The organism is Acinetobacter sp. 1125_18A (genome assembly GCF_052824985.1).
Genome location: NZ_VTDG01000004.1, coordinates 39,467 through 60,199 on the forward strand (window position 1 = coordinate 39,467; position 20,733 = coordinate 60,199).

Annotated in this window: 18 protein-coding genes; 12 read left to right on the top strand and 6 right to left on the bottom strand. The window is 38.6% G+C overall.

The window, feature by feature from the left end; genetic code table 11:
- Nucleotides 1-413: 413 nt before the first annotated feature.
- The 4 genes from FY049_RS08365 (at nt 414) to FY049_RS08380 (ending at nt 4,558) form a co-directional block, all read left to right on the top strand.
- A complete protein-coding gene (locus FY049_RS08365) occupies nt 414-1,112 on the top strand; it encodes an aspartate/glutamate racemase family protein (protein WP_224965208.1) in 699 nt (232 codons plus the stop codon).
- 242 nt (nt 1,113-1,354) lie between these two features.
- On the top strand, nt 1,355-2,212 hold the full coding sequence (locus FY049_RS08370; protein ID WP_446083511.1) for a DUF4344 domain-containing metallopeptidase: 858 nt from the start codon (nt 1,355-1,357) through the stop codon (nt 2,210-2,212).
- Nucleotides 2,213-2,469: 257 nt separating this feature from the next.
- Nucleotides 2,470-3,369, top strand: a complete 900-nt coding sequence (locus FY049_RS08375; protein WP_224965209.1) for an alpha/beta hydrolase family esterase — start codon at nt 2,470-2,472, stop codon at nt 3,367-3,369.
- Between the two features lie 202 nt (nt 3,370-3,571).
- Nucleotides 3,572-4,558, top strand: coding sequence for an AraC family transcriptional regulator (locus FY049_RS08380; RefSeq protein ID WP_224965210.1), 987 nt, complete (start codon nt 3,572-3,574; stop codon nt 4,556-4,558).
- Between the two features lie 214 nt (nt 4,559-4,772).
- On the opposite strand, the gene FY049_RS08385 is transcribed toward FY049_RS08380, so the two are convergent.
- Entirely contained in the window at nt 4,773-5,471 is a 699-nt protein-coding gene (locus FY049_RS08385) for a DUF1826 domain-containing protein (protein WP_056515439.1), read from the bottom strand.
- Between the two features lie 598 nt (nt 5,472-6,069).
- On the opposite strand from FY049_RS08385, the gene FY049_RS08390 reads away from it, so the two are divergent.
- The 5 genes from FY049_RS08390 to FY049_RS08410 are packed head-to-tail and all read left to right on the top strand — an operon-like array spanning nt 6,070 to nt 10,982.
- Nucleotides 6,070-7,317: a dienelactone hydrolase family protein gene (locus FY049_RS08390; protein WP_004820381.1), complete on the top strand. Its 1,248-nt coding sequence runs from the start codon at nt 6,070-6,072 to the stop codon at nt 7,315-7,317.
- 16 nt (nt 7,318-7,333) lie between these two features.
- On the top strand, nt 7,334-8,125 hold the full coding sequence (locus FY049_RS08395) for an SDR family oxidoreductase (RefSeq protein WP_105714284.1): 792 nt from the start codon (nt 7,334-7,336) through the stop codon (nt 8,123-8,125).
- A 55-nt stretch (nt 8,126-8,180) separates the two neighbouring features.
- Nucleotides 8,181-9,419 (top strand): styrene monooxygenase/indole monooxygenase family protein, encoded by a 1,239-nt coding sequence (locus FY049_RS08400; protein ID WP_056515442.1) that lies wholly within the window; start codon nt 8,181-8,183, stop codon nt 9,417-9,419.
- 28 nt (nt 9,420-9,447) lie between these two features.
- On the top strand, nt 9,448-9,984 hold the full coding sequence (locus tag FY049_RS08405) for a flavin reductase family protein (RefSeq protein ID WP_410549112.1): 537 nt from the start codon (nt 9,448-9,450) through the stop codon (nt 9,982-9,984).
- Nucleotides 9,985-10,034: 50 nt separating this feature from the next.
- Nucleotides 10,035-10,982: a SphA family protein gene (locus FY049_RS08410; protein WP_446083512.1), complete on the top strand. Its 948-nt coding sequence runs from the start codon at nt 10,035-10,037 to the stop codon at nt 10,980-10,982.
- 115 nt (nt 10,983-11,097) lie between these two features.
- On the opposite strand, the gene FY049_RS08415 is transcribed toward FY049_RS08410, so the two are convergent.
- The 5 genes from FY049_RS08415 to FY049_RS08435 all read right to left on the bottom strand — a co-directional run bounded on the left by FY049_RS08415 (nt 11,098) and on the right by FY049_RS08435 (nt 16,743).
- Entirely contained in the window at nt 11,098-12,156 is a 1,059-nt protein-coding gene (locus FY049_RS08415; RefSeq protein WP_004721620.1) for an AraC family transcriptional regulator, read from the bottom strand.
- Between the two features lie 580 nt (nt 12,157-12,736).
- Entirely contained in the window at nt 12,737-13,768 is a 1,032-nt protein-coding gene (antC, locus tag FY049_RS08420; RefSeq protein ID WP_004721619.1) for an anthranilate 1,2-dioxygenase electron transfer component AntC, read from the bottom strand.
- An 11-nt stretch (nt 13,769-13,779) separates the two neighbouring features.
- Nucleotides 13,780-14,271: an anthranilate 1,2-dioxygenase small subunit gene (gene antB, locus FY049_RS08425; RefSeq protein WP_056515392.1), complete on the bottom strand. Its 492-nt coding sequence runs from the start codon at nt 14,269-14,271 to the stop codon at nt 13,780-13,782.
- 2 nt (nt 14,272-14,273) lie between these two features.
- Entirely contained in the window at nt 14,274-15,689 is a 1,416-nt protein-coding gene (antA, locus tag FY049_RS08430; RefSeq protein ID WP_056515395.1) for an anthranilate 1,2-dioxygenase large subunit, read from the bottom strand.
- 661 nt (nt 15,690-16,350) lie between these two features.
- Nucleotides 16,351-16,743 (bottom strand): hypothetical protein, encoded by a 393-nt coding sequence (locus FY049_RS08435; protein ID WP_034614166.1) that lies wholly within the window; start codon nt 16,741-16,743, stop codon nt 16,351-16,353.
- A 364-nt stretch (nt 16,744-17,107) separates the two neighbouring features.
- On the opposite strand from FY049_RS08435, the gene FY049_RS08440 reads away from it, so the two are divergent.
- From FY049_RS08440 to FY049_RS08450, 3 genes are all read left to right on the top strand, one after another.
- Nucleotides 17,108-18,451 (top strand): spinster family MFS transporter, encoded by a 1,344-nt coding sequence (locus tag FY049_RS08440; protein WP_224965216.1) that lies wholly within the window; start codon nt 17,108-17,110, stop codon nt 18,449-18,451.
- A gap of 90 nt (nt 18,452-18,541) precedes the next feature.
- Nucleotides 18,542-19,543, top strand: a complete 1,002-nt coding sequence (locus FY049_RS08445) for an AraC family transcriptional regulator (RefSeq protein ID WP_224965217.1) — start codon at nt 18,542-18,544, stop codon at nt 19,541-19,543.
- 83 nt (nt 19,544-19,626) lie between these two features.
- Entirely contained in the window at nt 19,627-20,733 is a 1,107-nt protein-coding gene (locus tag FY049_RS08450; protein ID WP_224965511.1) for an NAD/NADP-dependent octopine/nopaline dehydrogenase family protein, read from the top strand.

Sequence of the window (20,733 nt, forward strand, 5' to 3'; positions counted from 1 at the left end):
ACTCAAAAAAGTGAAGATATTCATACAGCCAAAATTATTAAAATAAAAATAAAATCATATAGATTTATAATCATTTAATATGTTTATACAAAAATATCATTATTGTTTAGCCTATTTTTTAGTTAATCATAATAATTAAACTAAAAGGTATTTTAAATATCAATATCATTCCCCAAAGAGTGCATTAAAATGATGCAAAACTTATGCATTTTTTAATATAGCTATGCAAATTATGCATCATTATATAATGCCTATATTTAATTAATTTAATTAAATCAATAAGTTAATATAAAAATTTAAAAAATACAAATAGAATGCTTATGCATTTTTTGGATTTTACATCTATTTTTTGCAAACTGATAGATTTTTTTCTTGCAATGCTAAGTTCATATAGTAATTGCTCGGAAATGGATATGAATAAACCAATTGGAATTTTAGGTGGAATGGGGCCACAGGCGACAGTTGATGCCATGAATAAAATTATTAAAAATACTAGAGCAAGCTGTGATCAAGACCATATTCCGGTCATAACTGTATGTATTCCAGACATACCTGATAGAACAAAATCCATTTTGAATAAAAATGATAAACCATTAGAAAAGATGGTTGAATATTTACGAATTTTAGAAAATGCCAATGTCGGATGTATAATCATTCCATGTAATACTGCCCACTTTTGGTTTGATCGGTTGCAAGAATCTACTCATACAAAAATGATTAGTATTGTTGAATCAGCTATTCAATATATTAAAAATAGTAATATTCAGGAAGTCTGTATTTTAGCGACTACGGCTACAATTAGTACTCAACTTTATCAAAAGGAATTTGTTAATAATAAAATTAACTTCACTATTCCTTCTTCTTTTTTTCAGAATCTAATAATGGAAAGCATTTATAAGTATAAAGCTGGAGAATATGCAAAAGCTAAAGAAATAATGAACAGCATTATTAAAAATTATACATTAAAAGATGATAAAAAGTTCCTTCTTGCATGTACAGAAATTCCTCTAATTTTAGAAGATTGGATTAAAATACATCCGGATTTATTCATAGATGCAACTGACTTATTAATCAAAAATGCAATTAATTGGTACCAGTATAAGCATTGCTAAAATATTTGAAATAATTGCATAGAGGAATTTTTAACTAAAATAAAATCTGTATTGGATTTTGAATTTTTAGTTTTTAAATTGAAAGAAAAGATATCGATGAAATTTTTTGATGATCAAGAGGGGTATTTATTATTTTTATTGAAATGATTTTTTTAAATGTGAGAATTTAATAATCTATTTTTTATTTGAATTTTATCTTTGATTAATATTCAAATACTTTTAATTAAAAAGGAAATCTATATATGAAAGATGATGTTTTAAAATACTCCAAAATTTTAAGATTATTTTCTGTTACATTCATAACGCTGTTAGGCCTGACGGCTTGTAATGATAGTTCAGACAGTAAATCTACAAATACTCAACAACAGGCATCAAGTAAGGGACCTACTTTACAAGGAAAATTTATCCCAATTTATGAACCTGCTCTAAATGCAGACAATAGAATTGAGGAAGGTCTTTGGCGTAGTCGGAAGTTATTAGAAGGCTATACTGAAGAAATGAATGATTTTGTTAATATTCCCTCTGATATCAAAGTTATTGCAAAAGAGTGTAATGAAGCGAATGCATTTTATGAAAGTGATAAGAAAACAATTGAACTATGTTACGAATTGGGTGCAGAAGAAAGGAAAATGTTCACTGAAGCTGGCGATTCGGGTGTCATATTAGAAAACGAGTTATATCAAAGTGCTGTGGGAACTTTATTCCATGAAACTGGGCACGCCCTTATTGCAGAGCTCGATTTAAAAATTACGGGTAGAGAAGAAGATGTAGCAGATCAGTTGGCAGCATATATTTTAACTTATGACGATCAAGATAAAGAGTACCTTCTTACAGTTTCAGATACCTATGGTCTTGCTGCAAGAAGAGCGACTTCATTGGATGATTTACTTTTTTATGATTCACATTCTTTAGATGCACAACGTGCTGTAAATTTTCTTTGTTACGTTTATGGTTCTGATCCGAAGAGCTTCCAGAGTCTTATAGATGATGAGTTGCTTCATAAGGAACGTGCTGAAGACTGTGAACATGAATATCAACAAATAGTTGATGCTTGGGATTCTTTACTTGCTCCTTATTTTAAAAAGAAAAAGAATGCTTAGTTATCTTCGAGTTAGTCGTGGTACCAGATTTTTCTTTTTAGGAAGACATATTAACAGGAACGTTATTGAATTTATGATCGTTTAAAAAGGATTGTAATATTTTTAGCTTTAAGAAGCTTGTTGTGCAATCTTATATTTAACTGATTTTCAAGATTGGGTTGTTTCATGTTGCTATATTATTAATATATTTTAAATATATTAATTTTAATCTAGATATAACTCTTAAATTATATGATGTTTAAAATTAGGTGGATGATATGGGAATAAAACGTATTTTAAAAATTTTATTTAAGATTAATATATTATTTTTCTTATTTACTAATATGGTTTTTGCGGCTATGCCACCAAGTGGGCAACTGAATAATAACTTTTCTGAAGCTGCTGGAGGAAATAGAAGTTATTTCGTTACTTTACCTAAAAATTATACCCCATTGAAAAAATATAAGTTGGTATTGGTTTTTGCGGGAACAGATACTACAGGTAAAGAAATGAAGGATTGGTTTGGGCAGGGATGGAGTTCTTCGGCTCATGGATTAGAAAAAAATATGTCTGATACTATTTTTATTTATCCTGATCAAAAATGGCGCTGGGGAGTTGATAAAGGTTGGGCCTTAGGGCCAAACGGTGGGGATTTTTCTGGAAATCATGATATCAAATTTACTGAGGAATTACTTTCTTTAGTTAAGCGTAATTATTCAATTGATTCAACAAGAATATTTGTTACTGGGCATTCTTGGGGAGGCGATATGGCTGCTGTAGTTGGATGTTTGCTAGGAGATCAGTTTAAAGCAATTGCACCAGTTGCAGCCAATAATCCATATTGGTTTTATGATGATAATAATAATGCTGTTAAATGCAAAGGTAATCCTGCAGTTTGGACTGTATTTGGTTTGGCAGATGATTTTTTTGGCAGTAAGAGTCCAAATGGATTGTTTGGAAAAGAGCAGAATACATTTTGGTTAGATAATCATAAATGTAAAACCTCTTTGACTAAAAAACTATCAAACGAAACAATTGAATACACCCAATGTCAGGTCGCACCTGTAAGGTTGACTCTTTATCAACTTGGTCAGTATTCTGGAGGTGGGAGTTTAAAAGGACATTACCCACCAGATTATTTCTTAAAAGATGTTTCAAGATGGTTTGCTAGTTTTTAAAAATAAGAGTAATTTCTTTAATTTAGGAAACATAATTTTTTTAATGCGCTTTTATATGGAAAATTTAATTAGGCTTCCTTAATGAAGCCTAATTGATTTTATAAATTGTTTATGGATGAACAGAGCTTAATATTTTAAGTAAAGGAATTGGCACGTAATTTGCCCCTTAACAAGTATTGAGCGTTAGCTAGGTGAAAAGAATATGTTATCACTAAGCCAAGAGATGGATCTAAATCACTATTCCCGTCAGGCAGAATTTGCACACAGTTTAATGTCCTCAATATGTGGGGAGCATCACTTAGATACATGCGGTCGAAATGTCTTGGATTTTCATTATGAAGGGATTCGATTACCCCACAAGCGTATGGCGATCGGTAAGATCAGCTATGGTGCAAATGTACTCATTAACACGTCTAATTTAAGGGCATATAGTATTAGCTTGCCGATTCAAGGTAAGCAGACTTTAGCAATCAATGGCACCAATTACATTTCCAGTGCGGATAAAGGCCTAATTTTATCTAATGCAGATTTACAGGATTTAGCGATTGATAAAGATTGTAAAAAATATCAAGTGGTTATTCCTGAAAAAAGTATGCAGAAGGTGTTAGGCGAATTACTACGTCAGTCTGTTGAAGAGCCCGTGGTTTTCAATCCTGAAATGAGTTTGAAAATTGATCAGGGTATCGGGATGTGGTGGCAAAATATTGATCATTTTTTGTTGCTTCGATCTCAATACAAAAGTATGCAGGGCTTACAACTTTGGTCAGAGGATTATGAAAATTTTCTGATTAAAGCTTTATTACTCTCGCAAGAAAATAATTATTCAAGCTTGTTAAGATCCTTATCTGATCAACAAGCGCCAGAATACTTACGTAAGGTATGCGACTATATTCAGAAGTATGCCCATGAAGAGATTCGTGCAGAAGATTTGCTAAGATTAGCTGGCGTATCAAAGTCTAAATTATATGCTGAATTTCAACAGTATTATGGAACAAGTCCTTTGACTTTTTTACGTAGATATCGTTTACAACAAGTTTATAAGACCTTAAGTACCTCTAGGGATAAAAATATTTCCATTTCAAAATTAGCATTTGATTGGGGATTTAATCACTTGGGTCGTTTTTCGCATGAATATCGTGAAGAGTTTGGAGAGAATCCAAGTGAAACTAAGAATCGAGTAAAAATATAATCTATTAATTCATTCGTGCTTTTAACCCGATTCTTTCCAAAATGGGAAAGCGTTAATAAACTACTTTAGACTCTTGCTTAATGTGCGAGTCGTTGATTATTTTAAAATGGAATTACACAGTATTATTTACAAGCGCATGCTTTGATCATTCTTTTTAGACTTGTCATCTCAAGAGGCAGTTTTTCTCTATTTATTAGGTATATTGGGGCATGATCTAACAAATTAATAACAACCTATACTCGCCATCCTTTTCAACGGGCGCTCGATGAACGCAAGGTAAAACCTGTTGTGTTGGATGATCTACCGCTAAGCGCCAAAGATGTCCTGAGCCTAAATTTACAGGTTCTGAGTTGGGTTTCGGCTGGTAATGCAGATCAAAAAAATACTCTTGCAGAAAGGTTTCAAATTCTGCTTCAGGACCGTCATGTAATGCTTTAAGCTTTTCCCTGATTTCTGGGATCAAAATCTTTTGTTCCACTTGATCATTGGAGATGATGTCACTGGCAGCGCCATGATAGGTACATAAAAAAGTATCTGTTTCAATGGGCGAACGATCAACATGATACGAATATACATCTGTAGAAATGAAATCCAGATCTTGATCCCGTTCATAATGTTTAAGTAAATTCAGTGAAGGCGAAGCACCGAAATCAGTTAATAGTTGTATATCGCTTAAGATGATATCCCTTGCCAGAATGCCTTTTTCTGAAAGTTGTAGCGCTAAAAGATCTTCAGTGGAAACTTCGGTAATATTTTCTTTTAACTCAAGTTTAGACACAATTTCTTTAAAATCACCCAGCAAATCTCTGTTCCAACAAATGGCATTTATCTCGCCTTGAAATGTCGTATTTACAAGTTCAGAAAAAGTCGTTACTACACGAACTTGATTGTTGTCAGAAAATGCAAGGTGCATATTAGAATTTAATAAATCAGAAACCATGTCTAATATATTCACTCAGCTTGATAGAATCAGCTTTATAGAAGTTGGGACGAATCGCACAGAAGCGTGCATTACAGGTAGCGTTGAACATAGCTTACTGAACAACAGGGTATTGTTGCAATGTATTGCTGAGAGAGATGGACTTTAACAATGAGTTCTATTGAGAACTTTTGCAAAATTGCAGATTTACTTATTTAACTATGGCTTATTGATGTGGTGAGCAAAATCTTGTTTAAGATAATGTTGTTCAGAATAGTAGATGACAAGACATTTATAAAAAGTGGCAATCAGCTTCTATCATAAGTCCTTATTAAAACCATAATTCAACATTAAAGCCCTCTCATCCTCGCCTCAGCCCAAAGGCAATTTCAATATCAAAACGATTCGCTCAATATGCTCATTTTTTGATTTATGAAAAAGATCTAATGATTTCTAAAATAAATTTTATGCATTGAATTTTCATCTTTCACAGTATTCCGCACTGATTGGATAATCCTCGCAGATTTTGGACAGACGTTAAATACCTTTCACAGACATGATAACGCTAACGGTTAGGTCTGGAGTGGATGAAATGTCAGGTCAATATATTGAAGTAAAAACCCAAACAGGGAAGTCATTTGCTGGGTATTTGGCAATTGCAGAAGGCGGAAAAGGGCCTGGAATTGTACTGTGTCAGGAAATTTTTGGTGTGAATGCAGCAATGCGTATCAAGGCTGATTTTTTGGCTGAGGAAGGCTATACCGTATTGGTTCCAGATTTATTCTGGCGTACTGCACCCCGCATTGAACTGGGTTATACCGAGCAAGATTTTCAAAAAGCCTTCGAGCTTTATCAACACTATGATGAAGATCAAGGTGTCGAAGATATTCAAGATAGCTTGAATTTTCTCAAAACTTTAGAGAGTTGCGATGCCAGTGCAGGCTTAGGTGTCGTGGGATATTGTCTGGGTGGAAAACTGGCGTATCTGGCAGGTTGTCGTATTCCTGAAGTGGCCTGTGCTGTGGGTTATTACGGGGTAGGAATCGAGAAGACACTCGATGAACTTGAAAATGCCAAAGGGCGAGTAGTTTTACATATTGCTGAATTAGACAAGTTTACACCGCCAGAGGCACGCCAAAAGATTCTGGATGCTGCCGCCCAATATAGCAATGTTCAGGCTTATGTCTATGAGGGTGTAGATCATGCCTTTGCCCGACCAAACAGCGAACATTATCACAAACCCTCCGCACGTTTTGCTCATGAACGCAGTATTACCGCACTGCATCAAAGTATCGGACCAGTTTATGATTTGGTTGCACTTTGGGAAGCGCATATCCGTTATGAATTTGATACACGCGATGTACCTGCCACTATGGCAACCATGGTGGCGCAACCCTATGTCAATCATATTCCAACATTGACAGGTGGTGTGGGATATAGCCAACTTGCCCGCTTCTATCAATATCACTTCGTTCATCAAAATCCAAAAGATATGAAGATCACGTCGATCTCACGCACTGTCGGTTCAACACAGGTGGTGGATGAATTCATTATGAGTTTTACCCATGACAGTGAAATTGACTGGTTACTGCCGGGAGTCGCGCCAACAGGGAAGTATGTTGAGATTCCTATGCTGGGTGTGATTCAGTTCCGTGGCCCAAAACTCTGCCATGAACATATCTACTGGGATCAGGCATCCGTTCTGGTTCAAATTGGATTACTCAATCCTAAAGGGCTACCCGTTGCTGGTGTAGAAACTGCTCAAAAACTACTGGATGAAGATTTGCCATCCAATACCCTCATGCCGTCTTGGTCAAGCAGCGAAGGCAAATCGTTTTAACTATCAGGAGTGGAATATGGATATTCAATTGAATCAGAAAATCGCTGTGGTCAGTGGCGGCGCAACCCTGATTGGTCAGGCCGTAGTTCAAGCATTGGTCGATGCAGGTGCAAAAGTCATTATTCTGGATATTGACCAACAAGGACAGCAAGTGGCGGATGCCATGCACGGGCAGGCGCAATTTATTCAAACTGATTTAAGCAGTGATGTGGCGATTGTAAACGCAGTGAAAACAATTCACGACAGCTTTGGCAAAGTTGATTATTTGGTCAATCTGGCCTGTACCTATCTGGATGATGGCTTTAAATCCTCACGTGAAGACTGGTTACAAGCATTGAATATTAATCTGCTTTCAGCCGTCGAACTGACCCGTGCGTTTTATGAGGATTTAAAAACCAAGCATGGTGCGATTGTCAATTTCACCTCGATCTCCGCCAAATTTGCACAAACAGGACGCTGGCTTTATCCCGTTTCAAAAGCAGCGATGCGACAACTCACCCAGTCTATGGCGATGGATTTTGCAGCAGATGGGGTACGAGTTAATTCGGTATCACCTGGTTGGACATGGTCACGGGTGATTGCCGACGTCAGTGGCAATAACCGAAGCAAAGCTGATGCCGTAGCAGCTGACTATCACTTGCTGGGACGTCTAGGTCATCCCGAAGAGGTAGCCAATGTGGTGCTGTTTTTACTCTCGCCAGCCGCAAGTTTTGTGACAGGCGCAGATTATGCCGTCGATGGTGGTTACTCCGTCATGGGGCCTGAAGGGAATCAACCAGCTATTCCACGTTTAGCCGATGAAGCGTGATAGCAAATCAAACATTTAAAACACTCAATGAATTAAAAAATATGGGAGAACCATGATGCGTCGTATAGCTATAGTAGGAGCGGGTCAATCTGGATTGCAGCTCGGTTTAGGATTATTAGACACAGGTTATGAGGTGACGATTGTCACCAACCGTACTGGTGATGAAATTCGTCAGGGCAAGGTCATGTCGAGTCAGTGTATGTTTCACACGGCCTTGCAAACAGAGCGTGATGTTGGACTTAATTTTTGGGAAGAGCAATGTCCAGCGGTTGAAGGGATTGGATTTACACTGGTCAACCCAGAAACAAAACAGCCTGCCTTTGCATGGAGTGCGCGATTGGAGCGTTATGCACAATCGGTAGATCAGCGCGTCAAGATGCCGTACTGGATGGAAATGTTTGAGCGTCGTGGTGGTCAGTTGATTATTCAAGATGTTGGAATAGATGAACTGGAACAGCTCACTGCTGAATATGAGCTGGTCTTACTGGCCGCAGGTAAGGGGGAAGTGGTTAAACAGTTCGAGCGTGATGAAGCGCGTAGTTGTTTTGATAAGCCACAACGCGCGCTTGCTTTGACCTATGTAACAGGTATGAAGCAAATGTCGCCGTATTCTCGTGTGACTTTTAACGTAATTCCAGAAGTGGGTGAATATTTCTGTTTTCCTGCGCTTACAGTTACAGGTGCTTGTGAAATTATGGTGTTTGAAGGCATTCCCGGTGGGCCGATGGATTGCTGGCAAGATGCGAAAACACCAGAACAGCATTTGCAAATGAGTAAAGATATTTTAAACAAATATGTGCCTTGGGAAGCAGCACGTTGTGAAAATATTGAATTAACCGACGCTGGTGGCTATCTGTCTGGACGTTTTCCACCGGGAGTGCGTAAACCGATATTAACCCTGCCATCTGGTCGTAAAGTTTTTGGTATGGCCGATGCATTAGTGGTGAACGACCCAATCACGGGGCAAGGTTCAAACAATGCCGCCAAGTGTAGCAAAATTTATTTCGATGCCATTTTAGCGCATGACAATCAAACATTTACAGATGAATGGATGCAACAGACATTTGAACGTTATTGGGCATATGCCGAAAAAGTCGTGGCTTGGACCAACAGTTTATTGTTGCCACCACAACCGCACATGATTGAGCTTTTGGCGGCGGCTGAGCAGAACCATGCCATTGCTTCGAGTATTGCCAATAATTTTGATAATCCACGTAATTTTGCTCCATGGTGGTTTGATCCAGAACAGGCGCAACGTTTTATCGAATCGAAAAGCTGTCAAAAAGTGGCTTAATAGGGAAGCAAAGTCAAAGGTGAATGGTATGAATATCAACACATCGCAGGAACTGGATTTAAAACCAATTGATACGGAAAATCCAAGAGAAATTCGCAACCTGTTAGGGCAGTTTGCTACAGGGGTTACGGTGATTACAACCCGTGGACGAGATGGAAGAAAAATTGGGATGACAGCCAACTCGTTTTCTTCACTATCACTCGATCCGCCGCTGATTTTATGGAGTTTGTCAAAGACTGCACCAAGCTTATTGGATTTTACTGAGACCGAATATTTTGCGATTCATATGCTGGCACAAGAACATCACTCACTTTCAGGGCATTTTGCCCGTGGTTCAGAGGATAAGTTTGCCAACATTGCACATCGTGAGTGTGAGCGCGGTTTACCGTTACTAGAAGATGTATTGGCAACATTGGTATGTAAAAACGTAAATCAATATGAAGGGGGGGATCATCTGATTTTTATTGGTCAGATTGAACATTATCAACATCGTATTGGTGAGCCTTTGGTGTTTCATGCGGGCAAGTATCGTATTGCTGCAGCGCATCCAGAACTGAGTATTTAACAGCAACAATCACGATCAATTTTGATCGTGATTTTTTTCGGGGATCGAAAATGAAAAATAATGTGATCAAAAGAGGTTTTCTTGCTGGAACAGTGGTCTTAACAGCGGTTGCAGCACAGGCATATGACTTGCCGACAGTGAATCTGGGCATGACCAGTTTTCTGGATGGTGGACTGCCTGCTGGGCCGGGGTGGTATTCTCAAACGTATCTGCAAAATTATGATTCGAACAAGTTAAAAGACAATCAAGCTCATCGGTTAGCTTTACCCAAGACCGACTTAAATTATCAAGTCATTGTTGAACAAGTTAGTTATCTGTCCGATTTGCGTGTAGGTGAACACGCATCGTTAGGATTGAATGTGCTGATTCCATTTGTCAGTAAAATGGATATGGATGATGGTTTAAATAATGCCGCGATTAAAGCCCAAGGGGGTTTTGGTGATCTGATGATTGGGCCATTTATCCAGTTTGACCCAGTCATGAGCAAAGATGGGCCCAAATTCGTACAACGTTTTGAATTTCAGGTCAATTTACCGACAGGGAAATATGATCAGAATAAAAATATTAATCCGGGCAATAATGCCGTCTCATTTGATCCATACTGGGCAGCAACTTATTGGTTTAATCCAAAGTGGACGGTTTCTACACGTCTGCACTATTTGTACAATTTTAAAAATGATGATCCAAATTATAGCTTCGGTCTTGCAGATGATATTCAGGCAGGGCAAGCGATCCATGCCAATTTTGCAACCGACTATGCGCTTACACCACAATTACGCTTAGGGATCAATGGTTACTGGCTCAAGCAAATTACTGACACGGAAGTAGAGGGTGAAAAATTAACAGGCACACGTGAACAAGTGTGGGCGATTGGACCGGGGGCGATGTATAGCTTTTCTAAACATGATCATATCGTGACAAATGCCTATTTTGAACAGGATGCAAAAAATCGTCCTGAAGGAACTCGTTTGCAATTACGCTATATTCATCACTTCTGATTTGAAACGCTATGGCAACATACTGACAGATATACTTGACCTATTTAAATACGTCTAAATAGGTTTTTTAATTATTTATAATGAATAAAATCTCTAACTAAATCTTATCGGTTGTTTAAGAATATGGCTTAAACCTAAGATCTTGCTGTTCAAGGGTGCTACGGCGTGTACAAGAGGGTAATTCACCATAACGACGTTTATATTCCTGAGAAAAACGTCCAAGATGACTAAAGCCCCATTTAAACGCGACATCTGTGACTGAGACATGCTCATTTTGTAGGAGTTCCATATGCGCTTGTTCAAAACGCAACTCTTTTAAATATGACATTGGAGTAGTGTTTAAAAAGCTTTTAAATCCTGCAAATAATGTACGTACGCTTACGCCTGCCTGTTCAGCCAATTGTTCAATGGTTAAATTTGCGTGTAGATTTTCACGCATATAGGCTTCGGTACGTTTGACAAAATAAGGTGAAATGGCTTTTTCTCTGTACTGATCGATTTGATGCAATAAGCTGTTGGCTTGGCCGTAAATCAGGGCATTAAATAGACTGGATTCAAACTGCTTAAATGCCATTGGGTGATGCAAAGGATGCTGTTCACAAGCAAGCGCATCCATCAATGTACGCATCAATTGGAAAAAATAAGCACCACCTTGGGTAGAAAGATCAAGCTTGGGTTCAAAAATAGGAGGGTGCTGCTGTGCGTCTGGAAGATGCTGGCGGCAGTGCTGTAAAAGGTCATCTTTATCAATTTTGAGAATCAGCTGTGGGGAGTTGGCATGCCAGCGCATTTTTAGCGATTGTTCGGGTGAAATTAGAGAGGCAACTTGCGGATAAGAAATAAATTTTTGTTGATTCATTTCAATTTCTGCATATCCCTGTGTTGGGATTTGAATCAGATAAAATTTTTCTAAATGGTCAGGTTCAATATAGACATCGGCACTGTATTCAAGACGACTGATGGATAATCGTCCTGCTTTAAGATGGTGCATGGATGAGTGAAAATCGTTTTGTTGTTGTACGATTTTTAATAGATGCGGTTTGAAGATTTGCCCAACACTTTTGCAGGTTTCGCCCAAGTCTTGATGCTGAAAGACTAAGTTTTGCGATGAAAAAATGGGGCATTGTTGTAAATGACGTCCATTGAATTCCATAGTAGGATCGACCTGACTCATAAATATTCCTTTTGGCTGGCTTGTTTATTACAGCTAATCTTTATGTCACATGATGACCTGATTAAAATGCACTAAACAATACTTAAAACTTTAAGTGGCTGGCAGTGATATAAAGAGTTAAGCAAAAAATAGACCAAGTAAAATACCTCGATACAACATATTTTTAGTCTAGTTTGGCGTGATCAAATCAATAAAAACGTTATGGTATTTTTAAAAAAATAAAGGATAGCGTTGATCATGCTTTGTACTCTTTATATGATCCTATTCCTTAAGATCTATCTCTATGTATAGCAAATCTGACTAAAATGATCAATTTATTTTTAGTTGTTTTTAATGGTATAACATATTGAATAATATAATTATATTAAAATCTCTCATATTATTTTAAATATCAGGATATCACAAAACTGAAATATTCAGACGACGTAGAAAAAATATCCAAATTCCATCAATAAATCATTCTATGATTTCGCTATTTAATAAGTTTTGTTGCCCAATTAAGATTTGAATCATCTTGAGCTTAACCCTGCTGTGAGTTGGTGTCATATCTTAAGATATGACACGCATTTTGTTGTTAAAACTAAGTTCTTACCGTATTGCTCTGTAAGAATTTCTCACTGTAAATCGAACAATCTTCGATAGATTGCTCATCTAGCCAAGATTTAACGGCTTCGATCATCGGTGGCGGGCCACATAAGTACATATCAAAGCGCTGTTGTTGAAGTTGTTGTTTATCCAGATGTTGATGGATATAGCCTGATTTTCCTTGCCATAGTTCTGAGGCGCTTGAAATGATCGGATGATAACTAAAGTCTTTGATCTTTTCTGCATAGGCGATCAAACGCTTTTGTTCACATAGATCGGCTTCTGTATTGACACCATAATAGAGTTGCACTGAGGGTTGATTTGGTTGATCGGCAATATTATCGAGCATACCTAAAAAAGCCGATAAACCTGTACCACCTGCAATAAAGATCAGAGGGCGTTCAGCTTCACGTAGATAAAAACTACCTAAAGGCGCTTCCATCATCAGGCTTTGTCCAATCTGACAACGTTCTCTGAGATAATTACTCATTACACCATCTGGCAGCAGACGAATTAAAAACTGAAGTTGATTGTTGGCATTGGGACGATTGGCAAATGAATAAGAACGCCAATCGTCAGTCTCTGGAATTTGTAAACGTGCATATTGACCTGGTAAAAAATTCAGTTCCTTGTCAAAACTACTGGCATCCAGATGCAAGATCGCGGTGGTTTCTGAAACCAATTCAACAGCAGTAACCACCGTGGTGATTTTTAAAGCCTCACCCGCATTACAGATTTCGGAACTATGATCGAAATAAAAAGCGGCATTAGACTTAACCCGTGTCTGGCAAGCCAGCATTTTACGTTCAGCCAAATCACGTTCGCTTAATGCATCCTCATCGACATATTCTTGTTCATAAATACCCGTTTCACATTTTCCCTGACAGGTTCCACAAACACCTTCACGGCAGTCAAGCGGAAGGTGGATTCCTTGACGAACCGCTGCATCTAACAGCAATTCGTCTTCCTGTACCGCGATAAAAAATGTTCTACCATCGGCAAAGTTGAGTGCAACAGAATGACTCATTGTATTTCTCCTTAGACGTGATAGAAATCGAGAACCGAATCTATCTTGTCATTAAGCAATACGCTATGTTGACGACGAATACGGAAGCTATCTTCAGTTGGACGGAGCAAATAAGTGGCATGACCATAAAAGCATCCTTCAAGGCCCTGACGATTATAAAGCGTGCGCCAACTTACCTTTGCCTCAACCAAACCATCTTCTTGAGTCTTTACTTGTACATTGTGAATATTATGTTGAGTGCGCGGTAAAGGCGTTGCAGAAGCTGCTTTTCCAGTACGGATACGGAACACACGATCTTCAAGTCCTGAACGATCGGGGTAATAAATATAGGACAAGCCTTGATTGGGATCTTGAACGTAGTGATGGTCATCAATCCATTGCGGGATATGATATTCACTATCTTCATCATAGAGTTCGAGGTAAGCATCCCAATCATAGCGATCACACAGTTCCGCCTTTTTATAAAGGAATTGAGACACTGCAAAATGAAGTTCTAGAGACATGGTTACACCTCATCCGTAACAGATTGATTTAAAAAAGTAACTTCTTGCATCTTAAGTGCTTTTTTATTGAGTCCATTGAGGAGCAGGCGTTGCCAGTGACCATGCTGGTTGACATATAGCCCTTCATGAGTAAATTCACGCCCTGTGATCACGGGTTCAATACCAAGATCTTGTGAATTTTGTGATGGGCCATAATTCCATTGATGATAACCGCGTGAGATATCACTCCAGCGTTCTAAACGGCCCTGAAAGCCTTTTTGTTGTTCGCGGAATTCCACCAGATCATCTGGTGTACCCAATCCTGATACATTGAAAAAGTCTTCAAACTGACGAATACGGTTACGACGTGCCTCCGCTGATTCACCTTTGACACCAATACATTGGCTGATGACTTCGGTTTTATTCCATGCCACAGGCCGGACAATACGCAGTTGTGAACTGATCTGATCCATAAAGAACAGGCTTGGATAAAGGTTGAGGTTACGTAAACGGTGCATGGCCCATTTAGCACGCTTTTCCCCAAACCTTTCCAGCAGATAAGGCATCACCACATCATAACCAGGACGTACCGCTGGATTTGGCATATCACTAAACAGAACACTATGTCCATTTTTAAAGCTAAACCAACCATCATCCGTTTCGGCATCACCCGCACCTAATTTACTATAATCAAGTGTGTCAAGTTCACTGCCATTGGCTGCGTTAACTTGCTGGCGATGTTGAACGGTGGAAACATAGTTATAATGCACGGTACTAACGTGATAGCCATCCAGACCATTTTCATTTTGTAGTTTCCAGTTGCCTGCAAAAGTATAAGCAGATTTACCTTGTAATACTTCAAGCTCACCCGTTGGTGATTGATCAACCATCAAGTCAAGAAACACTTTAGTATCACCTAAAAAGTCTTCCAGTGAATCTGTAGCCTGAGTATCCAGACTGACAAAAACAAATCCACGATAGCTGGCAATACGGCCTTGTTTTAAACCACGGCTAGATTTATCAAAATCTTCACAATATTCATTTGGCGCTTTGACCTTAACCAAACGCCCATCCGACTTATAACACCAAGCATGAAACGGGCAGGTGAATACAGACTGATTGCCTTTGGCCACACGGGTCAAGGTTGCACCACGATGCTCACAGGCATTGACCATGGCATGTAGTTCGCCTTTACCATCACGGCTGATAATGATCGGTTGTCGGCCAATCTGTACTGTAATGAAATCATTGTTATTGGCAATTTCACTTTCATGGCAAGCGTAAATCCAGACCTTTTCAAAAATGAGTTCCATTTCGAGATCAAATAGTTCTGGTTCGGTAAACATATCGCGAGCAATTCGATAAACACCATCATTTGGTCGAAAATCGATACAGCTGTGTACAAAATTTTGCCATTCGGCGAGGTTACGTGCAGTCATGGGCTCTTCCTCTATCCAATCAGTCCTTTGTTTGATTGAACCGCGATTTAAAGAAAGGCTCTATCCAGATTTTCCATGTGTTTATCCACTTTATGCAGATTAAATGCTTGGATACATTTTTGTGGAGGAGATTGCGATAGGATTGTTGAATCTGTTTTATACATAACAAGATGCATACTTTTGAAATAAATAGGGTCTGTTAACAATTCGTCTATGTTTGCGACTATGTGTGTTTTTTAGGCGATACTAGGCACGAAATACGAAATTTAGTCATTCTAAATGAGTAGTTCGTAACGACGTAGCGGCAAAAAACACGCTAGTCCCGAAGGGGTTGTGGCTAAAATTATCTCAGCCTTCGTTATGAAACTCGAAAATAGTCTCGCTATTCTCTTCATTTCATGCCTTGTCTGCTCAATTTTTGCCTACAACGCAAGCCATTTATGAAATGTCAACAGACCCTCATATTTTTGAATTGGACTTCGCCGTAATTTGGTTTTTTAAGTAAAATTTTAATGATGGGGATGAAAATGGACAAAGTGTTTGCCAAAACGGGGGGAGGCTAAGCTTTAAGTCGCAATTCAATCATTTATATTCTAAATTGATATCTTATTGAACTTAAAGCGTTGCATTGAAAAATGAAGTTATTAAGACTGACCGCTATTTAAGGTAAAAAGGTTTCCTGTAAGTAACTCCACTGCATTTTTCCTTGAATTTCTTCAATCAGCGCACAAGAACGTCGAACTAGAATTCCTGATTCCTTGGTGTGTTTTTCAGTATAGGTGAGAACAATGCTTTGTTCACTTTGCATCAAAATTTGTTCATCATAAATTTCGATCTTTAGATCTGGCATCTTGCCCTGATTATTGCTAAACAGCCCTTTGACATCGGCCAAGGAAAAACGCTTTCCAGCTGCACCGACCATCTCAAAATGATCGGAAAAATATTCAATAAGTAGGGGAAGATCTTGTTCTGTATGTTTCCCGTTAAAAATACGTTCAATCAGTACGTGCATGCTATGTATACTTTCAATTGCATCTTGTTTTGACAGTGGCATATCCATTTCCTATGAGAGGTGTATTTTTTATATTATGTAAAAATAAATGTAAAATTCAATATTATTTTAAAATTAAATTTTTAACGTATGTTTCAAGATCGCTCCCAAAAATAATTTCCAATTTAAAAAACATAGCATCTTATTGATATCTATTATTTTAAATAAAATGAATTTGTTCGAGTTGAGCATTGTGACGCAAAAGGTATAACTATATACTTAAAATAACATGGAAAATTCCATGTAAAAATAACTATAGTAGACTAAGCTTTTCTTTATGAAGGTGGATAGGAAATGGATATTTCCTCGAATACGCGACGTCTTCTTAAAGATACCAATCATAAAAATGCATGGACAAGGAAGAAAAATGGATACTCATTCACCAGAGTCAACAGGCTCTCATTCAAATACATATGCATGGTATGTTGTTTCGCTGTGCATGTTGGCTTATATCTTTTCATTTATAGATCGGCAAATACTGGCACTGATGATTGAACCAATTAAGGCTGATCTAGGTTTGTCAGATACCCAATTTAGTCTATTACATGGTCTCGCCTTTTCGTTGTTTTACGCCTTTATGGGGTTGCCACTGGCCTATTTGGCAGATCGATTTTCTCGACCAAAAATTATTGCAGTCGGGGTGGTGTTTTGGAGCATTGCAACTGCATTCTGTGGCTTAAGTAAAAACTTTATTCAACTGTTTTTAAGCCGTATGGGTGTTGGGGTGGGCGAAGCTGCTTTATCTCCTGCCGCGTATTCAATGTTTAGTGATATGTTTAGCAAGGACAAATTAGGCCGTGCTGTTGCAGTATATTCAATTGGTTCATTTGTCGGTGGAGGGATTGCTTTTCTGGTCGGCGGTTATGTGATTGGCTTGCTTAAAAATATGGACACCATTCAGGTTCCTTTATTTGGTGCATTAAGAGCATGGCAGGCAGCATTTATTATCGTAGGCTTACCTGGAGTGTTTATTGGCTTACTGGTGTTACTTACGGTGAGAGAACCGCAACGCAAAGGTCAGCGTTTAAATGCACAAGGTCAAGTTGAAAAGACCAATATGAAAGATGCGTTTAAGTTTATCAAAAAACATAGTCGTACTTTTACTTGCCATTATTTAGGTTTTACTTTCTATGCAATGGCGCTGTATTGCTTGATTAGTTGGTCACCAGCATTTTACATGCGTAAGTTTGGCCTTACACCGACAGAAGCAGGCTATATGCTAGGCACGGTGTTATTGGTGGCAAATATTCTTGGCGTATTCTGTGCAGGCTGGCTCAATGACTGGTTTATTCAAAAAGGACGTAAGGACGCGCCAATGATTACCGGTGTGATCGGAATCGTAGGATTAATTTTACCAATTATGGTCTTTACCCAAGTCAATGAGCTGTGGCTTTCTGTGGTATTTCTGGTCCCTGCCATGTTTTTTGCCTCTTTCCCAATGCCAATTTCAACCACAGCAATGCAAATGCTGGCACCGAATCAGTTGCGTGCACAAATCTCAGCTGTATTTTTGCTGATCAGTAATTTGGTTGCGGTTGGGATCGGTACCACGTTGGTGGCATTGATTACAGATGAAATCTTTGAAAATCCACTGATGGTGGGGATGTCTTTGTCTATCGTGGGTACGATTTCATGTGTGTTGGCATTTATCTTATTGAAAAAGGGCTGTAAGGCATTTAGCGCCAGTATGCAGCAGGAACATGCCTCTTAATCCAATGGTGTTCTCAATCAGTCACAGCGCCCATTCTTTGTAATGGGCTTTGTGACTTGTTTGGTCAATCCATAATCAGGGAGTGAAAGAATGGAACAGTTTTTCAAATTGGATTATCTAAATGAGCTGCTGTTGTTTAAATCGGATGATTATCAAACCATTAAAGATCAGGTCAGTTATTATTTAAGCCCTCATCGTTTTGAGGTGGAAGTGCGTGAACCGTTAAATACCCGTTTAAATGGTTTTCGCTTTGGAAATTGTGCCTTGTACGATCTTAAATATAGCGCACCTGTGATGATTACCATTGATGAGGTTTCTGATTTTTATTTATTTCGATTGACACTGGAAGGTCAATGTAAAGTCGGTATAGAAGACCAACAGGTGCTACAGTCAGTCGGGATTATGTCAATTACGCATCCACATACTCAACAGCAAATCCAGACCAATCAGCATTGCCGGAATATTATTTTAAAACTTGCTCAACATGATGTAGAAACCCAATTGTTTAAAATGTTGGGGCATACCAGTCATGAACCAGTTGTCTTTGATATGAGCCTGTCCTGTACCGAGGAAGGCATAGACTCGATTATTGAAACCCTCAATTATTTGTGCCATGCCTATTATCATATTCAAAATTGGAGCTTTATCTCAGCGAGTTTTACCCAGTATTTAATTGAACTGATTTTATTGAAGATCCCAAATAACTATAGTGACCAGCTTAATTTGCAAAGACAGCATATTTTGCCCGGCTATCTAAAAAAAGCACAAAAATATATTCAGAATCATTTAGAAAAACCGATTTCATTAGCGGCTTTAAGCCAGTGTTGTGAGGTGTCGATCCGCACATTGCAAAAAGGCTTTAGCCAGTATTTACAACAAACCCCAGTCGAGTATATCCGTGATCAGCGACTTGAACGGGTACATCTGGCTTTACAGCATGCTCAAACCAATGAAACAGTGACGGATATTGTGTTGCGTCACGGTTTCCAAAGTTTAGGGCATTTTTCTACGCTGTATAAAAAACGCTATGGGTGTTTACCTTCTAAAACTTTAAAAATGAGCCCTGTTCAAATGAGTACAATGCTTTCGTAAACTGAACACGTGTTGCGTGTTTGGATAAGCCAGCAGGTTATTGTGCTTCTATGATGAATTGAAATAAATCAGGAAGAGCAATGATGAAAATTACAGTTTTAGGTGGCGGTCATGGATGTTATGCAGCTGCGGCAGAAATGGCTGAAAAAGGGCATGAGGTGCTGTTATGGCGCCGTGATTCAGATGCTTTGCAACAACTTGCTGCCACTGGGCAATTAAAGATTAAAGATTATCAAGGCGATCGTACTGTGACGGTGGGTTTTGAAAAGAGTCAGATTAATTTGTCTGATAATTTGCAACGCGCCATTGAACATGCTGAGTTGATTATTATTCCATTACCTGCGACCACACATGATGATTTAGCCCATCAAGCAGCGCCATTTTTTAAAGCTGGGCAAGTGGTGTACTTACCACCAGCGACATTTGGTAGTTTTATCTTTGCCAAGGCGATGCAACAAGCAGGCAACACTGCGCAAGTGGCATTTGCAGAAACGGGGACTTTGCCTTATTTGGTGCGTAAACATGGGGTGAATCAAATTGTGATTAGTGGTTATGCGACCCGGTTACCCACAGGCGTGTTTCCAAGCGTATTGTCACAACAAGCATTTCAAGTACTTAAGCAGGCTTATCCTAGCGTTGAACCTGTTGAGGACAGCTTAAGTGGTGCATTGATGAATGCTGGACCAATTATTCATCCACCTTTAATTTTGATGAATGCGGGTCCGCTTGAACATTTTGACGCATGGGATATTCATAACGAAGGTACTCAACCCTCAATTCGTCGTGTCACCAATCAACTCGATGCGGAACGAATGCAAGTACGTGAAGCATTGGGATATGCCGCACCACATTTTCCTTTGGCGGATCATTATAATCATGAAGGTGAGGGTGATGAATGGATGTATGGGCGTGGGGCACATGGAAAATTAACTGACAGTGGTGACTGGCGTGAGGATATCGACTTAGATTCACATCGCTATATGTTAGAAGACACTCGTTTAGGATTATCTTTTTTAGTTTCTGTGGGACGTTGGGCAGGTGTTGCAACCCCTGTTGCTGAAGGATTGTTGAATATCGCGTCAGCGGTCACTGGTAAGGATTTATATCAACAAGGACGTACTTTTGAGCGTTTAGGTCTTGCGGATAAAAACCCAGCAGAACTGCAAGCGATTTTGCAACAAGGAGTCTAA